This window comes from Kitasatospora sp. NPDC127121 (assembly GCF_042677305.1).
GTDB lineage: Bacteria > Actinomycetota > Actinomycetes > Streptomycetales > Streptomycetaceae > Kitasatospora.
Genome location: NZ_JBHXTQ010000075.1, coordinates 26,054 through 44,345, shown reverse-complemented (window position 1 = coordinate 44,345; position 18,292 = coordinate 26,054). Strand labels below are relative to the sequence as shown.

14 protein-coding genes and 1 riboswitch are annotated in these 18,292 nt (G+C 72.1%); of the genes, 9 read left to right on the top strand and 5 right to left on the bottom strand.

Going from position 1 to position 18,292, the window contains the following annotated elements:
• Positions 1-776 (bottom strand): NRAMP family divalent metal transporter (locus ACFVHI_RS29295; RefSeq protein WP_380344409.1); only part of this gene is annotated, 776 nt, incomplete at its 3' end.
• A 356-nt stretch (positions 777-1,132) separates the two neighbouring features.
• A riboswitch (M-box (ykoK) riboswitch) is annotated at positions 1,133-1,310 on the bottom strand.
• 139 nt (positions 1,311-1,449) lie between these two features.
• Here ACFVHI_RS29295 and ACFVHI_RS29290 point away from each other — a divergent pair.
• The 4 genes from ACFVHI_RS29290 to ACFVHI_RS29275 all read left to right on the top strand — a co-directional run bounded on the left by ACFVHI_RS29290 (position 1,450) and on the right by ACFVHI_RS29275 (position 6,504).
• Positions 1,450-2,346: an ABC transporter ATP-binding protein gene (locus ACFVHI_RS29290; protein WP_063346503.1), complete on the top strand. Its 897-nt coding sequence runs from the start codon at positions 1,450-1,452 to the stop codon at positions 2,344-2,346.
• On the top strand, positions 2,343-5,093 hold the full coding sequence (locus tag ACFVHI_RS29285) for an FtsX-like permease family protein (protein ID WP_380344406.1): 2,751 nt from the start codon (positions 2,343-2,345) through the stop codon (positions 5,091-5,093). Before ACFVHI_RS29290 ends, ACFVHI_RS29285 begins: the two co-directional genes overlap by 4 nt.
• Positions 5,094-5,239: 146 nt before the next feature.
• The gene (locus ACFVHI_RS29280; protein WP_380344415.1) at positions 5,240-5,608 is read left to right on the top strand and encodes a BlaI/MecI/CopY family transcriptional regulator; all 369 of its coding nucleotides are present in this window, start codon (positions 5,240-5,242) and stop codon (positions 5,606-5,608) included.
• On the top strand, positions 5,605-6,504 hold the full coding sequence (locus tag ACFVHI_RS29275; RefSeq protein ID WP_380344404.1) for a M56 family metallopeptidase: 900 nt from the start codon (positions 5,605-5,607) through the stop codon (positions 6,502-6,504). The genes ACFVHI_RS29280 and ACFVHI_RS29275 overlap by 4 nt, the downstream gene beginning before the upstream one ends.
• 38 nt (positions 6,505-6,542) lie before the next feature.
• On the opposite strand, the gene ACFVHI_RS29270 is transcribed toward ACFVHI_RS29275, so the two are convergent.
• Together ACFVHI_RS29270 and ACFVHI_RS29265 are read right to left on the bottom strand one after the other, a co-directional pair.
• Positions 6,543-7,562, bottom strand: a complete 1,020-nt coding sequence (locus ACFVHI_RS29270; protein WP_380344401.1) for an acetamidase/formamidase family protein — start codon at positions 7,560-7,562, stop codon at positions 6,543-6,545.
• A 241-nt stretch (positions 7,563-7,803) separates the two neighbouring features.
• Entirely contained in the window at positions 7,804-8,874 is a 1,071-nt protein-coding gene (locus ACFVHI_RS29265) for an NlpC/P60 family protein (protein ID WP_380344398.1), read from the bottom strand.
• Positions 8,875-9,176: 302 nt separating this feature from the next.
• Here ACFVHI_RS29265 and ACFVHI_RS29260 point away from each other — a divergent pair, with 302 nt between their 5' ends.
• The 3 genes from ACFVHI_RS29260 to meaB are packed head-to-tail and all read left to right on the top strand — an operon-like array spanning position 9,177 to position 14,260.
• Positions 9,177-11,045, top strand: coding sequence for a methylmalonyl-CoA mutase family protein (locus ACFVHI_RS29260; RefSeq protein WP_380344395.1), 1,869 nt, complete (start codon positions 9,177-9,179; stop codon positions 11,043-11,045).
• A complete protein-coding gene (scpA, locus tag ACFVHI_RS29255; RefSeq protein ID WP_380344392.1) occupies positions 11,042-13,246 on the top strand; it encodes a methylmalonyl-CoA mutase in 2,205 nt (734 codons plus the stop codon). The genes ACFVHI_RS29260 and scpA overlap by 4 nt, the downstream gene beginning before the upstream one ends.
• Positions 13,247-13,258: 12 nt before the next feature.
• On the top strand, positions 13,259-14,260 hold the full coding sequence (gene meaB / locus ACFVHI_RS29250; RefSeq protein WP_380344389.1) for a methylmalonyl Co-A mutase-associated GTPase MeaB: 1,002 nt from the start codon (positions 13,259-13,261) through the stop codon (positions 14,258-14,260).
• Between the two features lie 298 nt (positions 14,261-14,558).
• On the opposite strand, the gene ACFVHI_RS29245 is transcribed toward meaB, so the two are convergent.
• Positions 14,559-15,032, bottom strand: a complete 474-nt coding sequence (locus tag ACFVHI_RS29245; protein ID WP_380344386.1) for a DIP1984 family protein — start codon at positions 15,030-15,032, stop codon at positions 14,559-14,561.
• Positions 15,033-15,146: 114 nt separating this feature from the next.
• The gene (locus tag ACFVHI_RS29240) at positions 15,147-15,974 is read right to left on the bottom strand and encodes a hypothetical protein (protein WP_380344384.1); all 828 of its coding nucleotides are present in this window, start codon (positions 15,972-15,974) and stop codon (positions 15,147-15,149) included.
• A gap of 633 nt (positions 15,975-16,607) precedes the next feature.
• On the opposite strand from ACFVHI_RS29240, the gene ACFVHI_RS29235 reads away from it, so the two are divergent.
• Positions 16,608-16,739: a hypothetical protein gene (locus tag ACFVHI_RS29235; protein ID WP_363376953.1), complete on the top strand. Its 132-nt coding sequence runs from the start codon at positions 16,608-16,610 to the stop codon at positions 16,737-16,739.
• Positions 16,740-17,045: 306 nt separating this feature from the next.
• Positions 17,046-18,290: a helix-turn-helix domain-containing protein gene (locus ACFVHI_RS29230; protein ID WP_380344381.1), complete on the top strand. Its 1,245-nt coding sequence runs from the start codon at positions 17,046-17,048 to the stop codon at positions 18,288-18,290.
• Positions 18,291-18,292: the final 2 nt, after the last annotated feature.

Below are 18,292 nucleotides of genomic sequence, written 5' to 3'. Positions count from 1 at the left end.
TTGTCGATGACGTACGACTGCTGGAAGAACAGCTGCCACGGGGCGACGGTGGTGCCCACGATGGAGACGATCACCAGCATCACGGCCGCCAGCTGGCCGGAGCCGCCCGGCATGCTCGGCACCACGAAGTCGTGCGCCATCTGCGAGGTCTTCGGGTGGACCATGAAGTAGATCGGCACCAGCAGCAGCGAACCCACGCACAGCGTGACGGCGACGCGCTCGAAACGCCGGAACGAGCCGGTGAACGCCGAGGCGATGATCACCACCGCCGCCAGCACCACCGCGGCCACCTTCGGCAGCCCGAGGTACCCGGCCGCCAGGGTGACGCCGATGAACTCCGTGACCAGCGTCAGCGCGTTCAGCAGGAACAGGTCGATGACGCTGAACGCACCCCAGAACTTCCCGAAGCGCTCCAGGATCAGCCGGGCGTGCCCGACACCGGTGACGGCTCCCAGGCGCAGCACCATCTCCTGGTTCACGTACAGCACCGGGACCAGCATCAGCAGCGTCCACAGCAGCTGCGTGCCGTAGTTCTGCCCCGCCTGCCCGTACGTCGAGAAGGCGCCCGCGTCGTTGTCGCCGACCATCACGATCAGGCCGGGGCCGACGATCGCCAGCAGGGTCTTGAGTCTTGCGGACAGGCCGTGGCGCGGCGTGGTGTCGTCGAGCCGGATGGTGCCGAGCGCACCCCTGATGTCGCCGACGTGGGCGTCGTCGAGCACGGCGGTGCGGGTGGTGGTGGTGGGGACCTTCGGGTCCAGCATCACGTTGGTCATGGCAGGGCCTCCCTGCCCCCTTCCTTGAGGGGGCGACAGGGGGCACGCAGCAGCGATCCTCCCTGCGAGCGCACGGCGTCGGACCGCACGGCGGCGCTGAGCGGCGGCGGCCGTGAGGGCATGACGGAGCGTCAGACGTCGTGCGTCGGGGCGCGGTTGAGCGCATGACGCAGCGTCAGGTGAACGCGCAGGGAAGGTTGTTACCGCGTGCCAGAGGTGATCGAGAGCATGCGGGGGTAGGGGCGACTATGGCCCGGACTATCGCAGTCCATGTCTCTCGCCTCCTCCCGGTCGGGGGTGCACCGTCTGTGCACCGCATCGCGACACGGCAAGGAGCGGACCAGCCCTACGGGACCGGCACACCCCAACTCGTCAGAGCTTTGGCACTCCACGGCGTGTCCAGCCCGGTCGGGCCGGAAGCCACTTCGGATCAACCCTTAGGTCGGGAAGATCTGTCCTAACCCTGGGCGTCTCTCGACGTCGTCGGATCAGTGGCCTGTGTCCGTGAAGAAGCCTCACCGAACGAGGTGCCTTCTTCAAACCTCGTCAAGCATAGACCCTCCCTTTCACCCGGATAGCGGCGTCCCGACCGAACTTCGACAGCTTTGTAGAAGCTTGACCAAACCCACCCCTCGACGTGCACCCCCATCCGGCATATATAGTTCACCGACATATGCAGCTCAACAGCTCACGAGGGGGAAGTGTGTCCCACAGCGATCCGACCCGATCCGCACCCGTCCTGCACCTGGCCAACGTCACCCGGGTGCACGGGCGGGGCGCCGCCGAGGTACACGCCCTGCGCGGCGTCGAACTGGCCGTCCACCCCGGCGAGTTCGTCGCCGTCATGGGCCCGTCCGGCTCCGGGAAGTCCACCCTGCTGACCCTGGCCGGCGGACTCGACGCGCCCAGCGAGGGCGAGATCCTGGTCGAGGGCGTGGCCCTCGGCGGCCTCAGCCGCGGCCGGCTCGCCGACCTTCGGCGGCGCTCCATCGGGTACGTCTTCCAGGACTACAACCTGATCCCCGCCCTCACCGCCGCCGAGAACATCTCGCTCCCCCGCGAACTCGACGGAGTCTCCGGACGCACCGCCCGCCGCGAGGCACTCGCCGCCCTGGAGGAACTCGGCATCGGGGAACTCGCCGACCGCTTCCCCGACGACATGTCCGGCGGCCAGCAGCAGCGCGTCGCCATCGCCCGCGCGCTGATCGGCGAGCGCCGGCTCGTCCTCGCCGACGAACCGACCGGCGCCCTCGACTCCGCCACCGGCGAGGCCGTGCTCGCCGTGCTGCGCGCCCGCTGCGACGCCGGGGCCGCCGCGATGATGGTCACCCACGAGGCCGCGCACGCCAGTTGGGCGGACCGGGTGGTCCACCTGAAGGACGGCGCGGTCGACTCCGAGAGCCACGGGCGGCGCACCGGCAAGCGCCGACTGACCGGCGAGCCGCTCAGCGCCCCGGCCGACGGCTACGGCCACGCGGCCGACGGGGCCGGGCACTCGACCACCGGCACCGGCCACACGTCCGGCGACTTCGGCCACGCGGCCGGCGGCTTCGGCGAGGTGACCCGATGAGACTCGGCGCCTGGAAGGTCGCCCTGCGCATCGCCCGCCGCGACGCGCTGCGCGCCAAGGGCCGCAGCGCCCTGATCGTCGCCATGATCGCGCTGCCCGTCCTCGGCGTCACCGGCGCAGACGTCGTCCACCGCAGCGGGCAGCTCACCCCGGCCGAACGGGTCGAACGGGTGCTGGGCGGGGCGGACGCCCTGGTCACGTCGCTCGCCCCCGGCCGGACCGTCGAGCAGGCCCCGGTCGCCGAGGACGGCGCCTTCGCGGTCCAGCCCCGCCCCGGGCAGCCGCCCACGGCCGAGCAGCAGAAGGGCGCCGGCACCGACCCCGTCGCCCTGGTCACCGGGCTGCTGCCGCCGGGCAGCGTGCTCACCTCCGCCCGGCAGGGCCCGGAGACCGGCGCGACCTCCCCCGAAGGCCTGGTCCGCGCCCTCACCACCGAGGCCGACCTCGCCGACCCGCTCTGGCACGGCCGGCTCGACCTGGTCGACGGCCACGCCCCGGGCGGCCCGCGCGAACTGGCCGCCACCCGGGCCTTCCTCGACAACTCCGGGCTGGCCGTCGGCGGCACCACCACCTTTCCCGGCCTGGAGCGGACCACCTTCACCATCACCGGCGTCGTCGAGCACCCGGACGACCTCCGCCGGGTCGAACTCGTCGCCCAGCCGGGCGCGTTGCTGAGCCAGCTCGCCGCCGCCACGCCTCCCGGCAGCCCGGCCGCGGCAGCGCCGGAGCCCGAACGCGGCGCCTGGCTGGTCCGGCTCCCCGCCGGGGCCACCCTCGACTGGGCCAAGGTCCAGGAGTTCAACGCCCACGGCTACACCCTCACCGCCCGCTCGGTCGCGCTCGCCCCGCCGCCGCGCGCCGCCGTCCCCTACTACCGGGACGCCTACCGCTCCTTCGGCCCCTCCGCCGACGACAACACCAAGGTCGTGGTGGCCACCGTCACCGGCATGGGCCTGCTGGAGGTCGCCCTGCTCGCCGGCCCCGCCTTCGCGGTCGGCGCCCGCCGCTCCCGCCGCCAGCTCGCACTGCTCGGCGCCGCCGGCGGCCGGCGGACGCACGTCGGCGCGGTGGTGCTCGGCGGCGCCCTCGTCCTCGGCACGGCCGGGGCCGTGGTCGGCGTGGTCCTCGGCGGCGGCCTCGTCGCCGGGCTGCGCCCGTGGATCGAACGGGCCGGCGGCGCCCGCTTCGGGCACTTCGCCCTGCCGCCACTGGACCTGCTCGCGATCGGCGGGATCGGCCTGCTCACGGCGCTCCTCGCGGCCGCACTGCCCGCCCGGCAGGCCGCCCGCAGCAGCGTCACCGCCGGACTCACCGGCCGGGACACCGTCCAGGCCCCGAACCGCTGGGTCACCGTGCTCGGTGTGCTGCTGCTCGCCGCCGGCGCCGCCCTGGCCCTGTACGGCGCGAGCGCGGTGCAACACGGCGGCGTACCCGTCGTCAGCACCTACGACACCCGCACGCTCACCGTGCTCGGCGGCTCCGTCATCGCCGAACTCGGCCTGCTCGCCTGCACCCCCGCACTCGTCGCCCTGCTCGGCCGGCTCGCCAAGCGGCTGCCGCTCGGCCCCCGACTCGCCCTGCGCGACTCCGCCCGGCACCGCTCGCGCACCGCGCCGGCCGTCGCCGCCGTGATGGCCGCCGTGGCCGGGGCCGTCGCCATCGGCGTCTACAGCACCAGCACCGACGCCGAGAACCGCCGCGACTACCGGCCGCAGGCCCCGTACGGCGCCGTGCAACTCCTCTCCACCGCCGACGGACCGCAACTCGACGGCCTGCGCGCCGAGGTGGGCAAGCAGCTGACCGACCTGGGGCCGCGCGCCGACCTCGGCGAAGCGGTGTACCAGTTCTGTGCCAACTGCTCCAGCACCGTCCAGCTCAAGGGCACCGTGAACTGGCGCACCGCGTCCGGCCCGCCGCACCTGGCCGCCGGGGACGCCGCCATGCTCCGCACCCAGTTCGGCATCCACGACCCGGCCGCCGAACAGGCCCTGGCCGCCGGGAAGATCCTGGTCTTCGACCGCGCCTTCCTCGCCGGCGACGGCCGGGCGGTGCTCCAACTGCGCGGCAGCTCCGGAGCGCCGCTCCAGCCCGGCGAGGTCCCCAAGCCCGACCTCCAGGAAATCCCGGCCGACGCCGTCCTGGTCGAGAACCCGAACGCCGCCCGCTTCGCCCAGGGCCTGATCCTGCCCTCGGCGCTGCCCAAGCTCCTGCCCGGGCTCGCCGCGAGGCCCACCGGCGCGATCTGGGTGCCCGCCACCCCGCCCGACCGCAAGGCCCAGCAGCGTGCCGAGGCCTCCGTGGTCCGGCTCGACCGGGCCGCCCAGCTGGAGGTCGAGCGCGGCTTCCAGCCCCGCGGCGACGCCCTCACCCTGGCGCTCAGCGGCTTCGCCGGACTGGTCGTCCTCGGCGCCGCCGGCATCGCCACCGGCCTGGCCGCCGCCGACTCCCGCCAGGACCAGGCCACCCTGGCCGCCGTCGGCGCACCGCCGCGGATCCGCCGCACCATGGCGGGGCTGCAGTGCGCGATGATCGCCCTGCTCGGGGCGCTGCTCGGGGCGGTCAACGGCTTCGTCCCCGCGGTGGGCCTGCTGAAGTCCCGGGCGAGCGGGTTCGGCGGCCACCCGGCCCTGATCACCGCCCCCTGGGGCCAGCTGCTGCTGGTCGTCCTGGTGCTCCCGGTGCTGGCGGGGCTGCTCGCCGCCCTGCTGACCCGCTCCCGCATCCCGATGGGGCGGCGGCTGTCCTGACCCCCGGCGCACACCGAAGCCCGCCCTCCGAAATGGGGGGCGGGCTTCGGCGTGCGCGGGCGACCCACACGCGAGAGGGCCGTACCATGGGCGGGTTCTAGCGGGCGAAGGGCGCCGGCGGGTCGGCGAGGGAGAGAACGGCGGTGCTGCGCGGGTTCGGCGACCTGGAGGCCGAGATCATGGACCGGCTGTGGTCCTGGGGCCGGCCCGCCACCGTACGCGAGGTGGTGGACGACCTCCAGCGTCAGCGGCCGGTCGCGTACACCACCGTCACCACGGTGGCCGACATCCTGCACACCAAGGGCTGGCTGCGCCGGGACAAGGTGGGCCGGGCCTGGGCGTACGAGCCGACCTGCACCCGGGAGGCGTACACCGCACAGCTGATGCGCCAGGCGCTGGAGACCACGCCGGACCGGGCGGGTGCGCTGCTGCACTTCGTCGACGGGATGAGCAGCGACGAGGCGTCCGCGCTGCTGGCGGCGCTGAAACAGGTGAAGGCCCGGGACGCCGAGTGACCCTCGCGCTGCTCGGCCTCCACCTGGCCGTGACCGGGGTCCTGCTGCCGCGCCGGCTGGCCGGCTCGGCCCGGTTGCAGGCGCGCCCGGCGGCGGGCGCCGCGCTCTGGCTGGCCCTGATGGCCTCCTTCCTGGTCGCACTGCTGCTGGCGGCGCACCACGCGGTGGAACCGTTCGCCCACGAGCCGGCTGGGCTGGTCGGACTGTTCCCGCACCCCGAGCCGGTCGGGCCCGTCGCCCCGCACACCCACGACTGGTGGCTGCTGGCCGCCGCCGGGGCCGCGATCGCCACGGTGGTGACGGCCGTCGGCGTCCGGGCCGGACGGGCGCGCCGGCGGCACCGGGCGATGCTGGACCTGGTCGCCGTCCGGGACGGTCGCTGGGGCGCCCTGATCCTGGAGCACGCCCACCCGACCGTCTACTGCCTGCCCGGCCGCAGCTCCCGGGTGGTCCTGTCGCGCGGAGCGCTGCGGCTGCTGGACGAACGGCAGTTGGCCGCGGCGGTGGCGCACGAGCACGGGCACATCCGCGGCCGCCACCACCTGTTCCGGCTCCCGGCGGACACCTTCGCCCTGCTGTTCGGCCCGCTGCCGCTGGCCCGACACGGGCGGGCGGAGGTGGGGCTGCTGCTGGAGATGGCGGCCGACGACGCCGCGCTGGCGCGGGTGTCGCGCAGCGAACTGGCCTCCGCGCTCTGCGCCCTGGCGACGTCCGGGGCCCCGACGGGCGCCGCGTCGGGCGGGGCGCTGGCGGCGGCCGCCAGCGGGGTGCTGGCCCGGGTCCGCCGGCTGGCCCGCCCGGGGCACGGTCGGCGCGGGCGCCAACTGGCCTTCTGGATGGTGGTGCTGGCACTCCCGCTGCTGCCGTACCTGCTGGCCTGCGCGCCGCACCCGTAGGGCGTCCGCCGCCCCCCGGTCACGATCCCGGACCGACCCTACCGGTGCCGCAGGTACGCCTCGGCGGTCTCGCGCAAGCGGTCGTGCAGGCCGTCGTAGGCGCGGACCCGCCCGAGCAGGCTCTTCGGCAGCTTGGCGACCATCGTGTAGTTGGTGTCGCAGACGTTGGCGGCCGGCGCCAGCCCGGCCTGGCTGACCAGTTGGTAGGCGTCGAGCTGGTCCAGGCCGAGCAGGTGCCCGGTCCAGCCGACCAGGTCGTGCTGGCTGATCCGGAACGCGTCCTCCAGGGGGCGGGCGGAGCCGGTGCTGATCAGGAAGCGGTCGTCCTCCAGCCGGGGCCAGGCCGGTCCGCCGCCCTTGACCAGGTCGACGATCACGGTGGTGCGCATGGCCGCCTCCACCGCCGTCCCGCACACCTCCCCCTCCCCCTGGCGCGCGTGGCCGTCGCCGATGGCGAGCAGCCCGCCCGGGACGTTCACCCCGAAGTAGGCGGTGGTGCCGGCCCTCATCTCGGGGGTGTCCAGGTTGCCGCCGTGCGCGCCCGGCGTGATCGAGGCCAGCACCTCGCCGGCCGCCGGGGCGACCCCGACGGTGCCGTGCATCGGGTCGAGCGGGAGGTCCACCGTGAAGTCGCTGTTGCGGGCCCGGAATCGGCAGACGCCCGCCTTGAGGTCCAGGTCGTAGACCCAGACCCGCTCCTCCAGCGGCGGGTGCAGCATCGCCGTGCTGTGGGTCGCGGTCAGCGCGCCGAAGTGCGGGAAGGTGCTGGAGACGCCGTAGTCGCGGGCCGGGGTGATCTCCACGAAGTGCACCGCGAGGACGTCGCCGGGCTCCGCGCCCGCCACCGCGATCGGCCCGGTGACCGGGTTGAGGTAGGGGAAGACGCACACCTGGCTGGGCAGGTCGCCGGTGCCGCGCACCTTGCCGCCGAAGCAGTCCTCGGTGGTCAGTTCGACGATGGTGCCGGGCTGCACGGTGACGAGCGGTGCGCGCCCGCCGAAGGTGTAGGCGTAGTCGACCGGGGCGGGGGCCAGCTGGACGGTCTCGGGCAGGCTCACGGGTTCTCCTCGCGGGTGGTGGGCGCGGGCGTGTCAACCATGGTGCTCTCTCTCCGTGACGACCCTGGGGGTGTGGGGAGACTGCGGAGGCAAGTATGTCCAGATGGCGGCCCCGGAGAACGCGAAGGCCCGCCCCCGCCGAGGCGGGAGCGGGCTGCCGGGCTGCCGGGCTGCCGGGCTGCCGGGCTGCCGGGCTGCCGGGCTGCCGGCCACAGCACACAGCTGCAGCCACGGACTACGGCTACGGCCGGACGGCGCCCACGTACGGCATGGCGCTGATCGGGAGGACCTCGACGTTCTTGCCGGTGCGCGGGGCGTGGATCATCTTGCCGTCGCCGATGTAGATGCCCACGTGGTGGATGTCGGGGTAGAAGAAGACCAGGTCGCCGGGCTGGAGGTCGGCACGCTGGACGCGGGAGCCGCTGTTCCACTGGTCCTGGGACATCCGGGGCAGCTTGACGTTGCCCGCGCGGTAGGCGCCGCCGGTGAGGCCGGAGCAGTCGAAGCTGTTGGGGCCGGTCGCGCCCCAGCCGTAGGGCTTGCCGAGCTGGGCGTAGGCGAACTGGAGGACGGCGGCGGCGCGACCGCTGGCGGGCGGCGCCGGGGTGTTCATGTTCGGGCGCTCCGAGGAGCGGGAGGCCCGGTCGGCGGCGGCCGCCGCCTGGGCCTCGGCCTTGGCCTTCTCGGCGTTCTGCTGGGCGTTGATCTTGGCGCGGTCCTCGGCGCTCAGCTTGTTGAGCATGCCCTGCGCCTGGGCGAGCTTGACCTGGATCTGCTTCTTCTTCTCCCCCAGCTCGGTGCCGACGGAGTCGAGCTGGGCCAGGGTGGCGGTGGCCTCGGCGCGGTCCTGGTCGAGCTTGCGCTGCTCGTTCTGGGCCTGCTTGAGCAGGGATATCTGGGAGTCGGCGAGGTGGTTCTGGACCGAGGCGCGCTCCAGGTAGGCGGCCGGGTCGGAGTCGAGCATCAGCTGGAAGGACGGGTCGATGCCGTTGGTGCGGTACTGGTCGGCGGCCACCGCGCCGAGCTGGGAGCGCAGTTCGTTCATCGCCTCCTGCCCGCGGGCGACCTTCTCCTGGATCTTGCTGGCGTCGCCCTGGAGCTTCTGCTGCTTCTCCTGGAAGCCGTTGAACTGCTCGACGGCCTGCTCGGCCTCCTCGTTGAGCTTGTCCACCTGCTCCTTGACGGAGGCCAGGTTGGGAGCGGGCTCGGCGTGGGCGGTGCCGGAGGCGAGGACGGCGCCGCCGGCCATGGCCGTGGTGAGGACCGCCATGCGGGCCCGGCTCGGGGGGCTGGGCTTGCGACGCTTTCCCATGGCGGGGGGCTCTCCTTCGGGGGACGGCAGGGGACGGCGAAGGCGGGCGAGGACCTACGGGGGTTCGGTCCCCGCCCACCTTCTTCGAAGTAACTTAATAGATGAGTGGAGGGGTTCCGCAATCCCCCTGTTCCGGGCCGTTCCGGGCGATCGATCGTGGCCCCCGGCACCGGCGTTGACCTCGGGTGCCACCGTCCGCGGCACTCCTCGCCGCCCGGAGTGCTGAGAACGTGCCAAATCGAGGGAAAGGTCACACGGGCCGCCCCTCCTGCGGGCCTGCGAACGAGCGCTAACCTGCGGTCATGAACGTCCTGCCCGAAGGGCTCCCCCTCGCCGCCGAATTCCCGGCCGCACACCGCGAGCAGTGGCAGCAGCTCGTCGAGGGCGTGCTGCGCAAGTCCGGCGCGCAGCCCGCGGACGGCGCCGCCGCCGAGCGGGCGCTCACCACCGAACTCCCGGACGGGCTGCGTGCCCGCCCGCTGTACACCGCCGAGGACGCCCCGGCCGAAGCCGGCTACCCCGGCTTCCCCCCGTTCGTCCGCGGCGGCCGGCCGCAGGGCGCGGCCGTCGCCGGCTGGGACGTCCGCCAGCGGCACGCCGACCCGGACCGCCGGCGCACCAACGAGGCGGTCCTGGCCGACCTGGAGAACGGCGTCGGCTCGCTCTGGCTGGAGCTCGGCGGCGCGGGCCTGCCCGTCACGGCCCTGCCCGAGACGCTGACCGGCGTGTACCTCGACCTGGCCGCCGTGGCACTCGACGCCGGGCCCGAATTCACCGCCGCCGCCGAGCAGTTGTTCGCCCTGTACGAGGAGCGCGAGGTCTCCCCCGGCGCCGCCGCCGGCAACCTCGGCGCCGACCCGCTGGGCCTCCAGGCCCGCACCGGCGAGACCGGACGCACCACCGCGCTGCTCGCCGAGGCCACCGCACTGGCCGCCCGCTGCGCCGCCGAGTACCCCGGCGTCCGGGCGCTGACCGTGGACGCCCTGCCCTACCACGAGGCCGGCGCCTCGCCCGCCCAGGAGCTGGGCTGCTCGCTCGCCACCGGCGTCGCCTACCTGCGGGCACTCACCGCCGCCGGGCTGTCCGTGGACGCCGCGCTCGGCCAGCTGGAATTCCGCTACGCGGCCGACGCCGACCAGTTCCTCACCATCGCCAAGTTCCGTGCCGCGCGCCGCCTCTGGTCCCGCGTCGCCGAGGTGTCGGGGGCCTCTGCGGCGGCCTCGGCGCAGCGCCAGCACGCCGTCACCTCCCGGGTGATGATGACCGCCCGCGACCCGTGGGTGAACATGCTGCGCACCACCGTCGCCTGCCTCGCCGCCGGCGTGGGCGGCGCCGACGCCGTCACCGTGCTGCCCTTCGACAGCGCCCTCGGCCTGCCGGACGCCTTCGCCCGCCGGATCGCCCGCAACACCCAGTCGATCCTGCAGGAGGAGTCCCACCTCGCCCGGGTGATCGACCCGGCCGGCGGCTCCTGGTACGTCGAGCAGCTGGGCGAGGAGCTGGCGGCGGCCGCCTGGGCCTGGTTCCAGGAGATCGAGCGGGCCGGCGGCCAGCAGGCGGCGCTCACCGACGGGACGGTCCGCGAGCGGATCGCCGCGACCTGGGCGGAGCGCTCCGTCAAGCTCGCCAAGCGGCGCGAACCCGTCACCGGCGTCAGCGAGTTCCCGCACCTGGAGGAGCGGCCACTGGTCCGCGAACCGGCCCCGGCCGCACCGGGCGGCGGGCTGCCGCAGGTGCGCCGCGCCGAGGCGTACGAGGCGCTGCGCGACCGCTCGGACGCGCAGCTCGCGGCCACCGGCGAGCGGCCGAAGCTGTTCCTGGCCTCAATCGGCACCGCCTCCGCGCACACCGCGCGCACCACCTTCGCCGCCAACCTGTTCCAGGCCGGCGGCATCGCGACGACCTCGCTGGAGTCCGTCGACCCGGCCGCCTTCGCCGAGGCCTTCACCGCCTCCGGCGCCACCGCCGCCTGCCTGTGCTCCAGCGACGCGCAGTACGGCGAGCACGCCGAGACCGTCGCCGGCGCGCTGAAGGCGGCCGGAGCCCGACGGGTGCTGCTGGCCGGTCGACTCGGCGAAGTCCCGGCAGGAGTAGACGAGTTCATCCACGCGGGCGGGGACGCCATCGCCGTCCTCACCTCCCTGCTCGACCAGATCGGAGTGGCACGATGATCCCCGACTTCACCGGAATCGGGCTGAACGGGGATCCCTCCGGGGACGTCACCGACGGCCAGTGGCGGGCCGCCTGGCGGCAGTCCACCGGCAAGGACGTCGACGAACTGGTCTGGGACACCCCCGAGGGCATCGGCGTCAAGCCGCTGTACACCACGGCGGACCTGGCCGGCCTGGACTTCCTGGAGACCTACCCGGGCATCGCCCCGTACCTGCGCGGGCCGTACCCGACCATGTACGTCAACCAGCCGTGGACCGTCCGCCAGTACGCGGGCTTCTCCACCGCCGAGGAGTCCAACGCCTTCTACCGCCGCAACCTGGCGGCCGGCCAGAAGGGCCTCTCGGTCGCCTTCGACCTGCCGACCCACCGCGGCTACGACAGCGACCACCCGCGCGTCACCGGCGACGTCGGCATGGCGGGCGTGGCGATCGACTCGATCTACGACATGCGCCAACTCTTCGACGGCATCCCGCTGGACAAGATGTCGGTGTCGATGACCATGAACGGCGCCGTCCTGCCCGTCCTGGCCCTGTACATCGTGGCCGCCGAGGAGCAGGGGGTGGCACCCGAGAAGCTGGCGGGGACCATCCAGAACGACATCCTCAAGGAGTTCATGGTCCGCAACACCTACATCTACCCGCCGCAGCCGTCGATGCGGATCATCTCGGACATCTTCGCGTACACCTCGCAGAAGATGCCCCGGTACAACTCCATCTCCATCTCCGGCTACCACATCCAGGAGGCCGGGGCCACCGCCGACCTGGAGCTGGCCTACACCCTGGCCGACGGGGTGGAGTACCTGCGCGCGGGCCTGGACGTGGGCCTGGACGTGGACGCCTTCGCGCCGCGGCTGTCGTTCTTCTGGGCGATCGGCATGAACTTCTTCATGGAGGTCGCCAAGCTGCGCGCGGCCCGGCTGCTGTGGGCGAAGCTGGTCAAGCAGTTCGACCCGAAGAACGCCAAGTCGCTGTCGCTGCGCACCCATTCGCAGACCTCCGGCTGGTCGCTCACCGCCCAGGACGTGTTCAACAACGTGACCCGTACCTGTGTGGAGGCGATGGCCGCCACCCAGGGCCACACCCAGTCGCTGCACACCAACGCGCTCGACGAGGCGCTGGCCCTGCCCACCGACTTCTCCGCCCGGATCGCCCGCAACACCCAGCTGCTGCTCCAGCAGGAGTCCGGCACCTGCCGGGTCATCGACCCGTGGGGCGGCTCCGCCTACGTCGAGAAGCTCACCCACGACCTGGCGCGCCGCGCCTGGCAGCACATCCAGGAGGTCGAGGCGGCCGGCGGCATGGCCAAGGCCATCGACGCGGGCATCCCGAAGATGCGCGTCGAGGAGGCCGCCGCCCGCACCCAGGCCCGGATCGACTCCGGCCGCCAGCCGGTCATCGGCGTCAACAAGTACCGGGTGGACAGCGACGAGCAGATCGACGTGCTCAAGGTCGACAACTCCTCGGTGCGCGCCCGCCAGCTCGAAAAGCTGCGCCGGCTCCGGGAGGAGCGCGACGAGGCGGCCTGCCAGGACGCGCTGAACGCGCTCACCCGGGCCGCCGAGGCCGGCCCGCAGCGCGGCGGCTCGCTCGACGGCAACCTGCTGCACCTGGCCGTCGACGCGGCCCGGGCGAAGGCCACCGTCGGCGAGATCTCGGACGCCCTGGAGAAGGTGTACGGCCGGCACAGCGGCCAGATCCGTACCATCTCCGGTGTGTACCGAGACGAAGCGGGCCCCTCGGCCTCCCTCCAGCGCACCCGCGACCTGGTCGAGCGGTTCGAGCGGGCCGAAGGCCGGCGCCCGCGCATCCTGGTCGCCAAGATGGGCCAGGACGGCCACGACCGCGGCCAGAAGGTGATCGCCACCGCCTTCGCCGACCTCGGCTTCACCGTGGACGTCGGCCCGCTCTTCCAGACCCCCGACGAGGTCGCCCGCCAGGCCGTCGAGGCGGACGTGCACATCGTCGGCGTCTCCTCGCTCGCCGCCGGGCACCTCACCCTGGTCCCCGCGCTGCGCACCGCACTCGCCGAGGCCGGCCGGGAGGACATCACCATCGTGGTCGGCGGGGTGATCCCCCCGCAGGACTTCGACGCGCTGTACGAGGCGGGAGCGGCGGCGGTCTTCCCGCCGGGCACCGTCATCCCGGACGCCGCCTACGACCTGCTCACCTCGCTGGCGGCCGACCTCGGCCACGAGCTGTGAGATTTTGATCGTATGCCTCCGCGGACGATCGACCTCGACAGCTATGTGACGGGTGTCCTCGACGGCTCGCGCGCCTGGATCGCGCGCGCCGTCACCCTCGTCGAGTCCACCCGGCCCGACCACCGCGCGCTCGCGCAGCAGTTGCTCCAACGGCTGCTGCCGCACGCGGGCGGCGCGGTCCGGGTGGGCATCACCGGCGTGCCCGGTGTCGGCAAGTCGACCTTCATCGACTCCTTCGGCACCATGCTCACGGGGCTCGGCCACCGGGTCGCCGTACTCGCCGTCGACCCCACGTCCAGCCGCACCGGCGGCTCCATCCTCGGCGACAAGACCCGGATGGAACGCCTCGCCGTCGACCCGCACGCCTTCGTCCGCCCCTCGCCCACCTCCGGGACACTGGGCGGCGTCGCCAAGGCCACCCGGGAGTCCATGGTGGTGATGGAGGCCGCCGGCTACGACGTGGTCCTGATCGAGACGGTGGGAGTCGGCCAGTCCGAGACCGCCGTCGCCGGGATGGTCGACACCTTCCTGCTGCTCAGCCTCGCCCGCACCGGCGACCAGTTGCAGGGCATCAAGAAGGGCGTCCTGGAGCTGGCCGACGTCATCGCCGTCAACAAGGCCGACGGCCCGCACGAACCCGACGCCCGCGCCGCCGCCCGCGAACTCGCCGGCGCCCTACGGCTGTTGCAGGCCCCCGACGCGGCGTGGACGCCCCCGGTGCTGACCTGCAGCGGCCGCGACGGCGCCGGACTCGACGTGCTGTGGGAGCGGCTCCAGCAACACCGCAAGGTCCTCGACGCCACCGGCGCGCTGGCCGCGAAGCGGCGGGAACAGCAGGTCGAATGGACCTGGACGATGGTCCACGACCAGCTCTACGCGCGGCTGCACGAGCACCCCGAAGTGCGGCGGCTCGCGGTCGAGTTGGAGGCCCAGGTCCGCGCCGGCACCATGCCGGCGGGGCTGGCCGCGCAGCAGATCCTGGACGCCTTCTTCGGCTTCTTCGGCGCGCCCTGACGGGAGACGCTTCTCGGGTGGCCCTGGGGAGGAAAAGGTGCGAGGGCCGTGCCGATGTGCACGGCCCTCGCACCGGGTGTGGGGCGCCCCGTTCCCGCCCTCGTCGCCCGGATCTGCACGTGGTGGTGAGCTGTTCGGTGTGCTCTGTCACCTGTACGCGATGCTGAGCTGCATTGTTTGATGAGGAATCGAACCCCCTGCGTTGCTCTTCACGCGCCAAGGGCCGGATAAACCGCCGGCCCGCGGTGTGTGCACGCCTCCGTGGCGACTACCTGCTTCCCACACCCAGCTGGTGGGGTCAGTCCTCGATCAGGTCGATCTCCCAGTTGGTGCGCTGGATCAGGGTGTCCACCTCGCGGATCTCCTTCGCCAGGGCGTCCGCCTCGGCGCGGAGCTCGGCAACCGGCAGGGCGGAGAGGATCCTGAGTTCGGACCGCAACTGCCGTACAGCTCCGCGCTGGTCGCGCCCGGCGGCGGCATCGGCGGCCGCGGTGATCACCGAGTGGCGCAGCCGCAGGACGTCCCGGCGGGCGAGGGCGTCGGTCAGCGTGCCGCCGCCCTCGATGAGCGCGGTGGAGTTGGTCCGGTTGATCTGACGGATCAGCCGCTCCAACTCGTCCAGCACCTCTCCGGCCTGGGCCAGGACCTCCGCCGCGGGCTCGGCCGGCTCCTCGCCCTCCTGGTAGCGGGCACTGCCGACGACGCGCGCCCGCAACTGCTCCACCCGCCGCACCGCAGCCGCGCGCTGCGCGAGCGCTTCAGCCAGTTTCACCGCGTCATCACCTCTACGTCCTGCTGATCGTCCGGCAAGTATGCACGTCGGTGCCTGACGGCACGGTTCGAGGGGTGGGGTCGGCCGGGCCGACCCGGCGGGCGCCGGGCGGGTTCATGCCTCTCGACGGCGTTCGGCCGCTGCCCGTACGTCCGCCAGCGCTCTCGCGCGGTCGACCGGCGGGGGCGAGAAGCGTCCGGGCGCCGCCAGTACGTGCTCCTCCCAGCGGTCCTGCCAGAACTCCACCGTCCAACCAGGCCATCGCTGCGGCATCTCGTACGCCTCTGCCGACGCCCCGAGCACCCACCAGCCCACCCGCCGGCGCAGCGGATCGACGTGGATGCCGGCATCGGCCGACGCCTGGCAGACCTCGTGCTCGGGGCCGCCCGCCAGTCGGTCGAGCAGCGCAGCCCCCTCCCGGACCGGATGGTCGTTGACGTTCGCCAGCACGTAGCAGTGCTCCGCCCCGACCGCCCCGACCGTCACCACCGCAACCATCGGCTCGGGGTCAGCCAGCTCCTCGTCGCCCGGTTCGAGCAGCGGCCCCACCGCATGCCCGCGCCCACGAGCACGGACGTGTTCGGGGTCCAGCCCCAGGTACGTCCGCAGCTCGGCAGGGCCGTCGTACATCCACCGGACGTCCCACCCCACCCATGCTTCCTGCAACAGTTCCAGAGTGGCCGCCCTGTGGCGCAACTCGGCGCTCGGCCCTTCCCAGGCGAACAGCATCAGCACCTTCCGGCCGAGGTCGATCAGCGCCGCACCCTGGCAGTGCACATCGTCCAGCCACCAGTCGACCGCTCTCAGGCGCCGGACCATCGAGAGCGCCTCCGCCGGCCCGGCCAGGAGGTCGAGGTCGATTCCTACCGCCCCGAACCGCGACAGGTACAGCTCGAACTCACCGCTCTCGCGGACAACGACAAAATTCGCACGATCACCCATCCGCCCAGAATGACCACCCCCAGCACCGGGCCGCCACCACATTTGACGCACCCACGTGGGCACGACCCCAGGGCCGCCACTCGATCCACCGGCATCACCTGACAACCGATCAAAATCACTTGCCGAGGATGCTCGGGCGGCTCACCCCACCCCGACGCATTACTCAGTGGACTGACCACCACCGACACCCTCTGAGCCAGTCGGGCACAACTGCCAGCACAGGGCCTGACGTCGGTGTCTCTGAGCCGGGACACGATAGGTGGAACTGACGCGGTGTGGTGACCTGGCCGTTTCGACCCGGTGGGACACGTTTGTTGGAACCATCTGGCCATTCTTCTTGCCACCTGCGGTGGATTGCCATTCATGTTGGAACCAGTTCCGAACTACCCGGGCTCGCGGCGTCCGTGGCCGCTCCGCTGAGGGGTTTGGAACCGAGCGAGCGCGTACGCAGGACAACTGGAGCGGCGGGGACGACAGCGGTTCAGCCGTTGTAGTCACACCGCGCCGCTTGGGACCTATCCTGAGCCAATGCTTCACGAGCTGTGGGACGAAGGCGAGGAGGGAAAGATGTTCTGCCTGGCCGGACCGCGCGGAGACGGGGCTCGTGCGCTCTTGTCCGAAGGTGCCCGGCTCGTGTGGACCGTTGAGGCCGCGAGCTACTTCGACGCGATGACGTTGTACTACCAGCGCATGGGCTGGGGCACCTACACCACAGAGCACCCGGAGTGGGACAACCGGACCTACGCCGAGCACGGCTGGGAATGATCAACCCATTTCATGCCTTCAGTCACACACGCCTCACGAACTACAGCTGGAGTAGTAGCCCCAAGAGCGATTCCGGCGCTGGGGCACTCCGCTTCCAACAACCGTGACCAAGTTCCAGCTAACGTGTCCTGGCTCAGTCTCGGCAGCAGCCGAGACACCGACGCACAAGCCAATTCCTTACTGTCAGTCAACAATCCGTCACAGTCGTGAGACCATTGATCATGCGGTGCCCGCATACGGATATGCGAGGAACGCATCGGATTGCACCATGTGACCTGGCAGGCCTCGTAGCGTTGGGATGGGCTGTTGAACTGGAACTCGGCAGCGATCCGGGATGCCTCCCGGACGAGGAACTACGGCAAGATCATCGAGCTGGCTCGAACGTACCAGCGCATGACGCAGGTGCAGTTGGGCGAGGCATGTGGACTCTCACAATCAGCGATCTCACGACTGGAGAAGCGAGGCATCGCCCCCTACGCCATGGACGTGCTACTGCGACTGTCACAGCACCTGGGAATTCCAGCAGCTCTGCTCGGCCTCGCCGAAAATACGGTTCAGACGCGAATCGGAACTGAGAACGTGGAAAGACGTCAATTCCTGGGAGCAGCCGCAGCAATCGCGGCATCCCCCGTATTCACTGCCGCCGCGGGATCCACGGACGAGGCCGAGCAGCAAGCTGTCGCACTCCGAGTTGCCACCACCTCCTACCGTCGACTTGACGGGTCGACGCCCTCACGGGAGCTTGCCGATGTCGTCCACTCCCATCTGCGGTTGATCCAGGGGCTGATTGGCGCGGCACGGAGCGATGCTCATCGGATCAGGCTCGCCGCCATCGCGAGCGAGGCGGCGAGCCTGGCCGCTTGGCTGGCGTGGGACATGGGAGACCACGGGTCCGCGCGGTCGTTCTACGGAGCTGCGATCAAAGCCGCGCGGTCAGGAGCACACCCACTGCTTGCCGCGTACCAGTCCGGAAGCCTCGCGCAGTTCGAAGCTCACACCGGCAACGCGGTCCAGGCGCTCAGTCTCACCCAGCGAGCCCGCAGCTTCCTGGAGCCTGCGCTTCCCGCAGTCGCCGACGCGTGGCTTTCATCGGTTGAGGCCCTCGGACATGCAGCCGCAGGCGACCAGCGCAGCGCCGACCGCGCCTTGACACGTAGCCGAGCCATACTTCAGGCAGACATCCGGGAAGAACCACCCCCATGGCCCTGGGTGTTCACCTTCGACGAGTCCAAAGTGGCCGCTGCCAGAGTGGCCTGCGGCGCGAAACTCGGACTCTCCAGGTGGGCATCAGAAACGGCGATCCCGGTCCCGGCGACCAGTCATGCGAAGCAACGCGCGCTGCTGTTGCTGGACATTGCAGCAGGCCATCTGGCCGCAGGACGGATCGAGACGGCATTCGCCCTCGCCACGCAAGCTCTGGAGATCGGACTCCAGTACCGTTCAGGTCGAATCGTCGAGAGAGGCCGCGCACTTCGACGGTCGTTCAGCACTTCCTCGCCGTCCAAGGTCGTGAGGGAGTTCGACGAGCGCCTGCACGGTGTCTATCTCTAGGA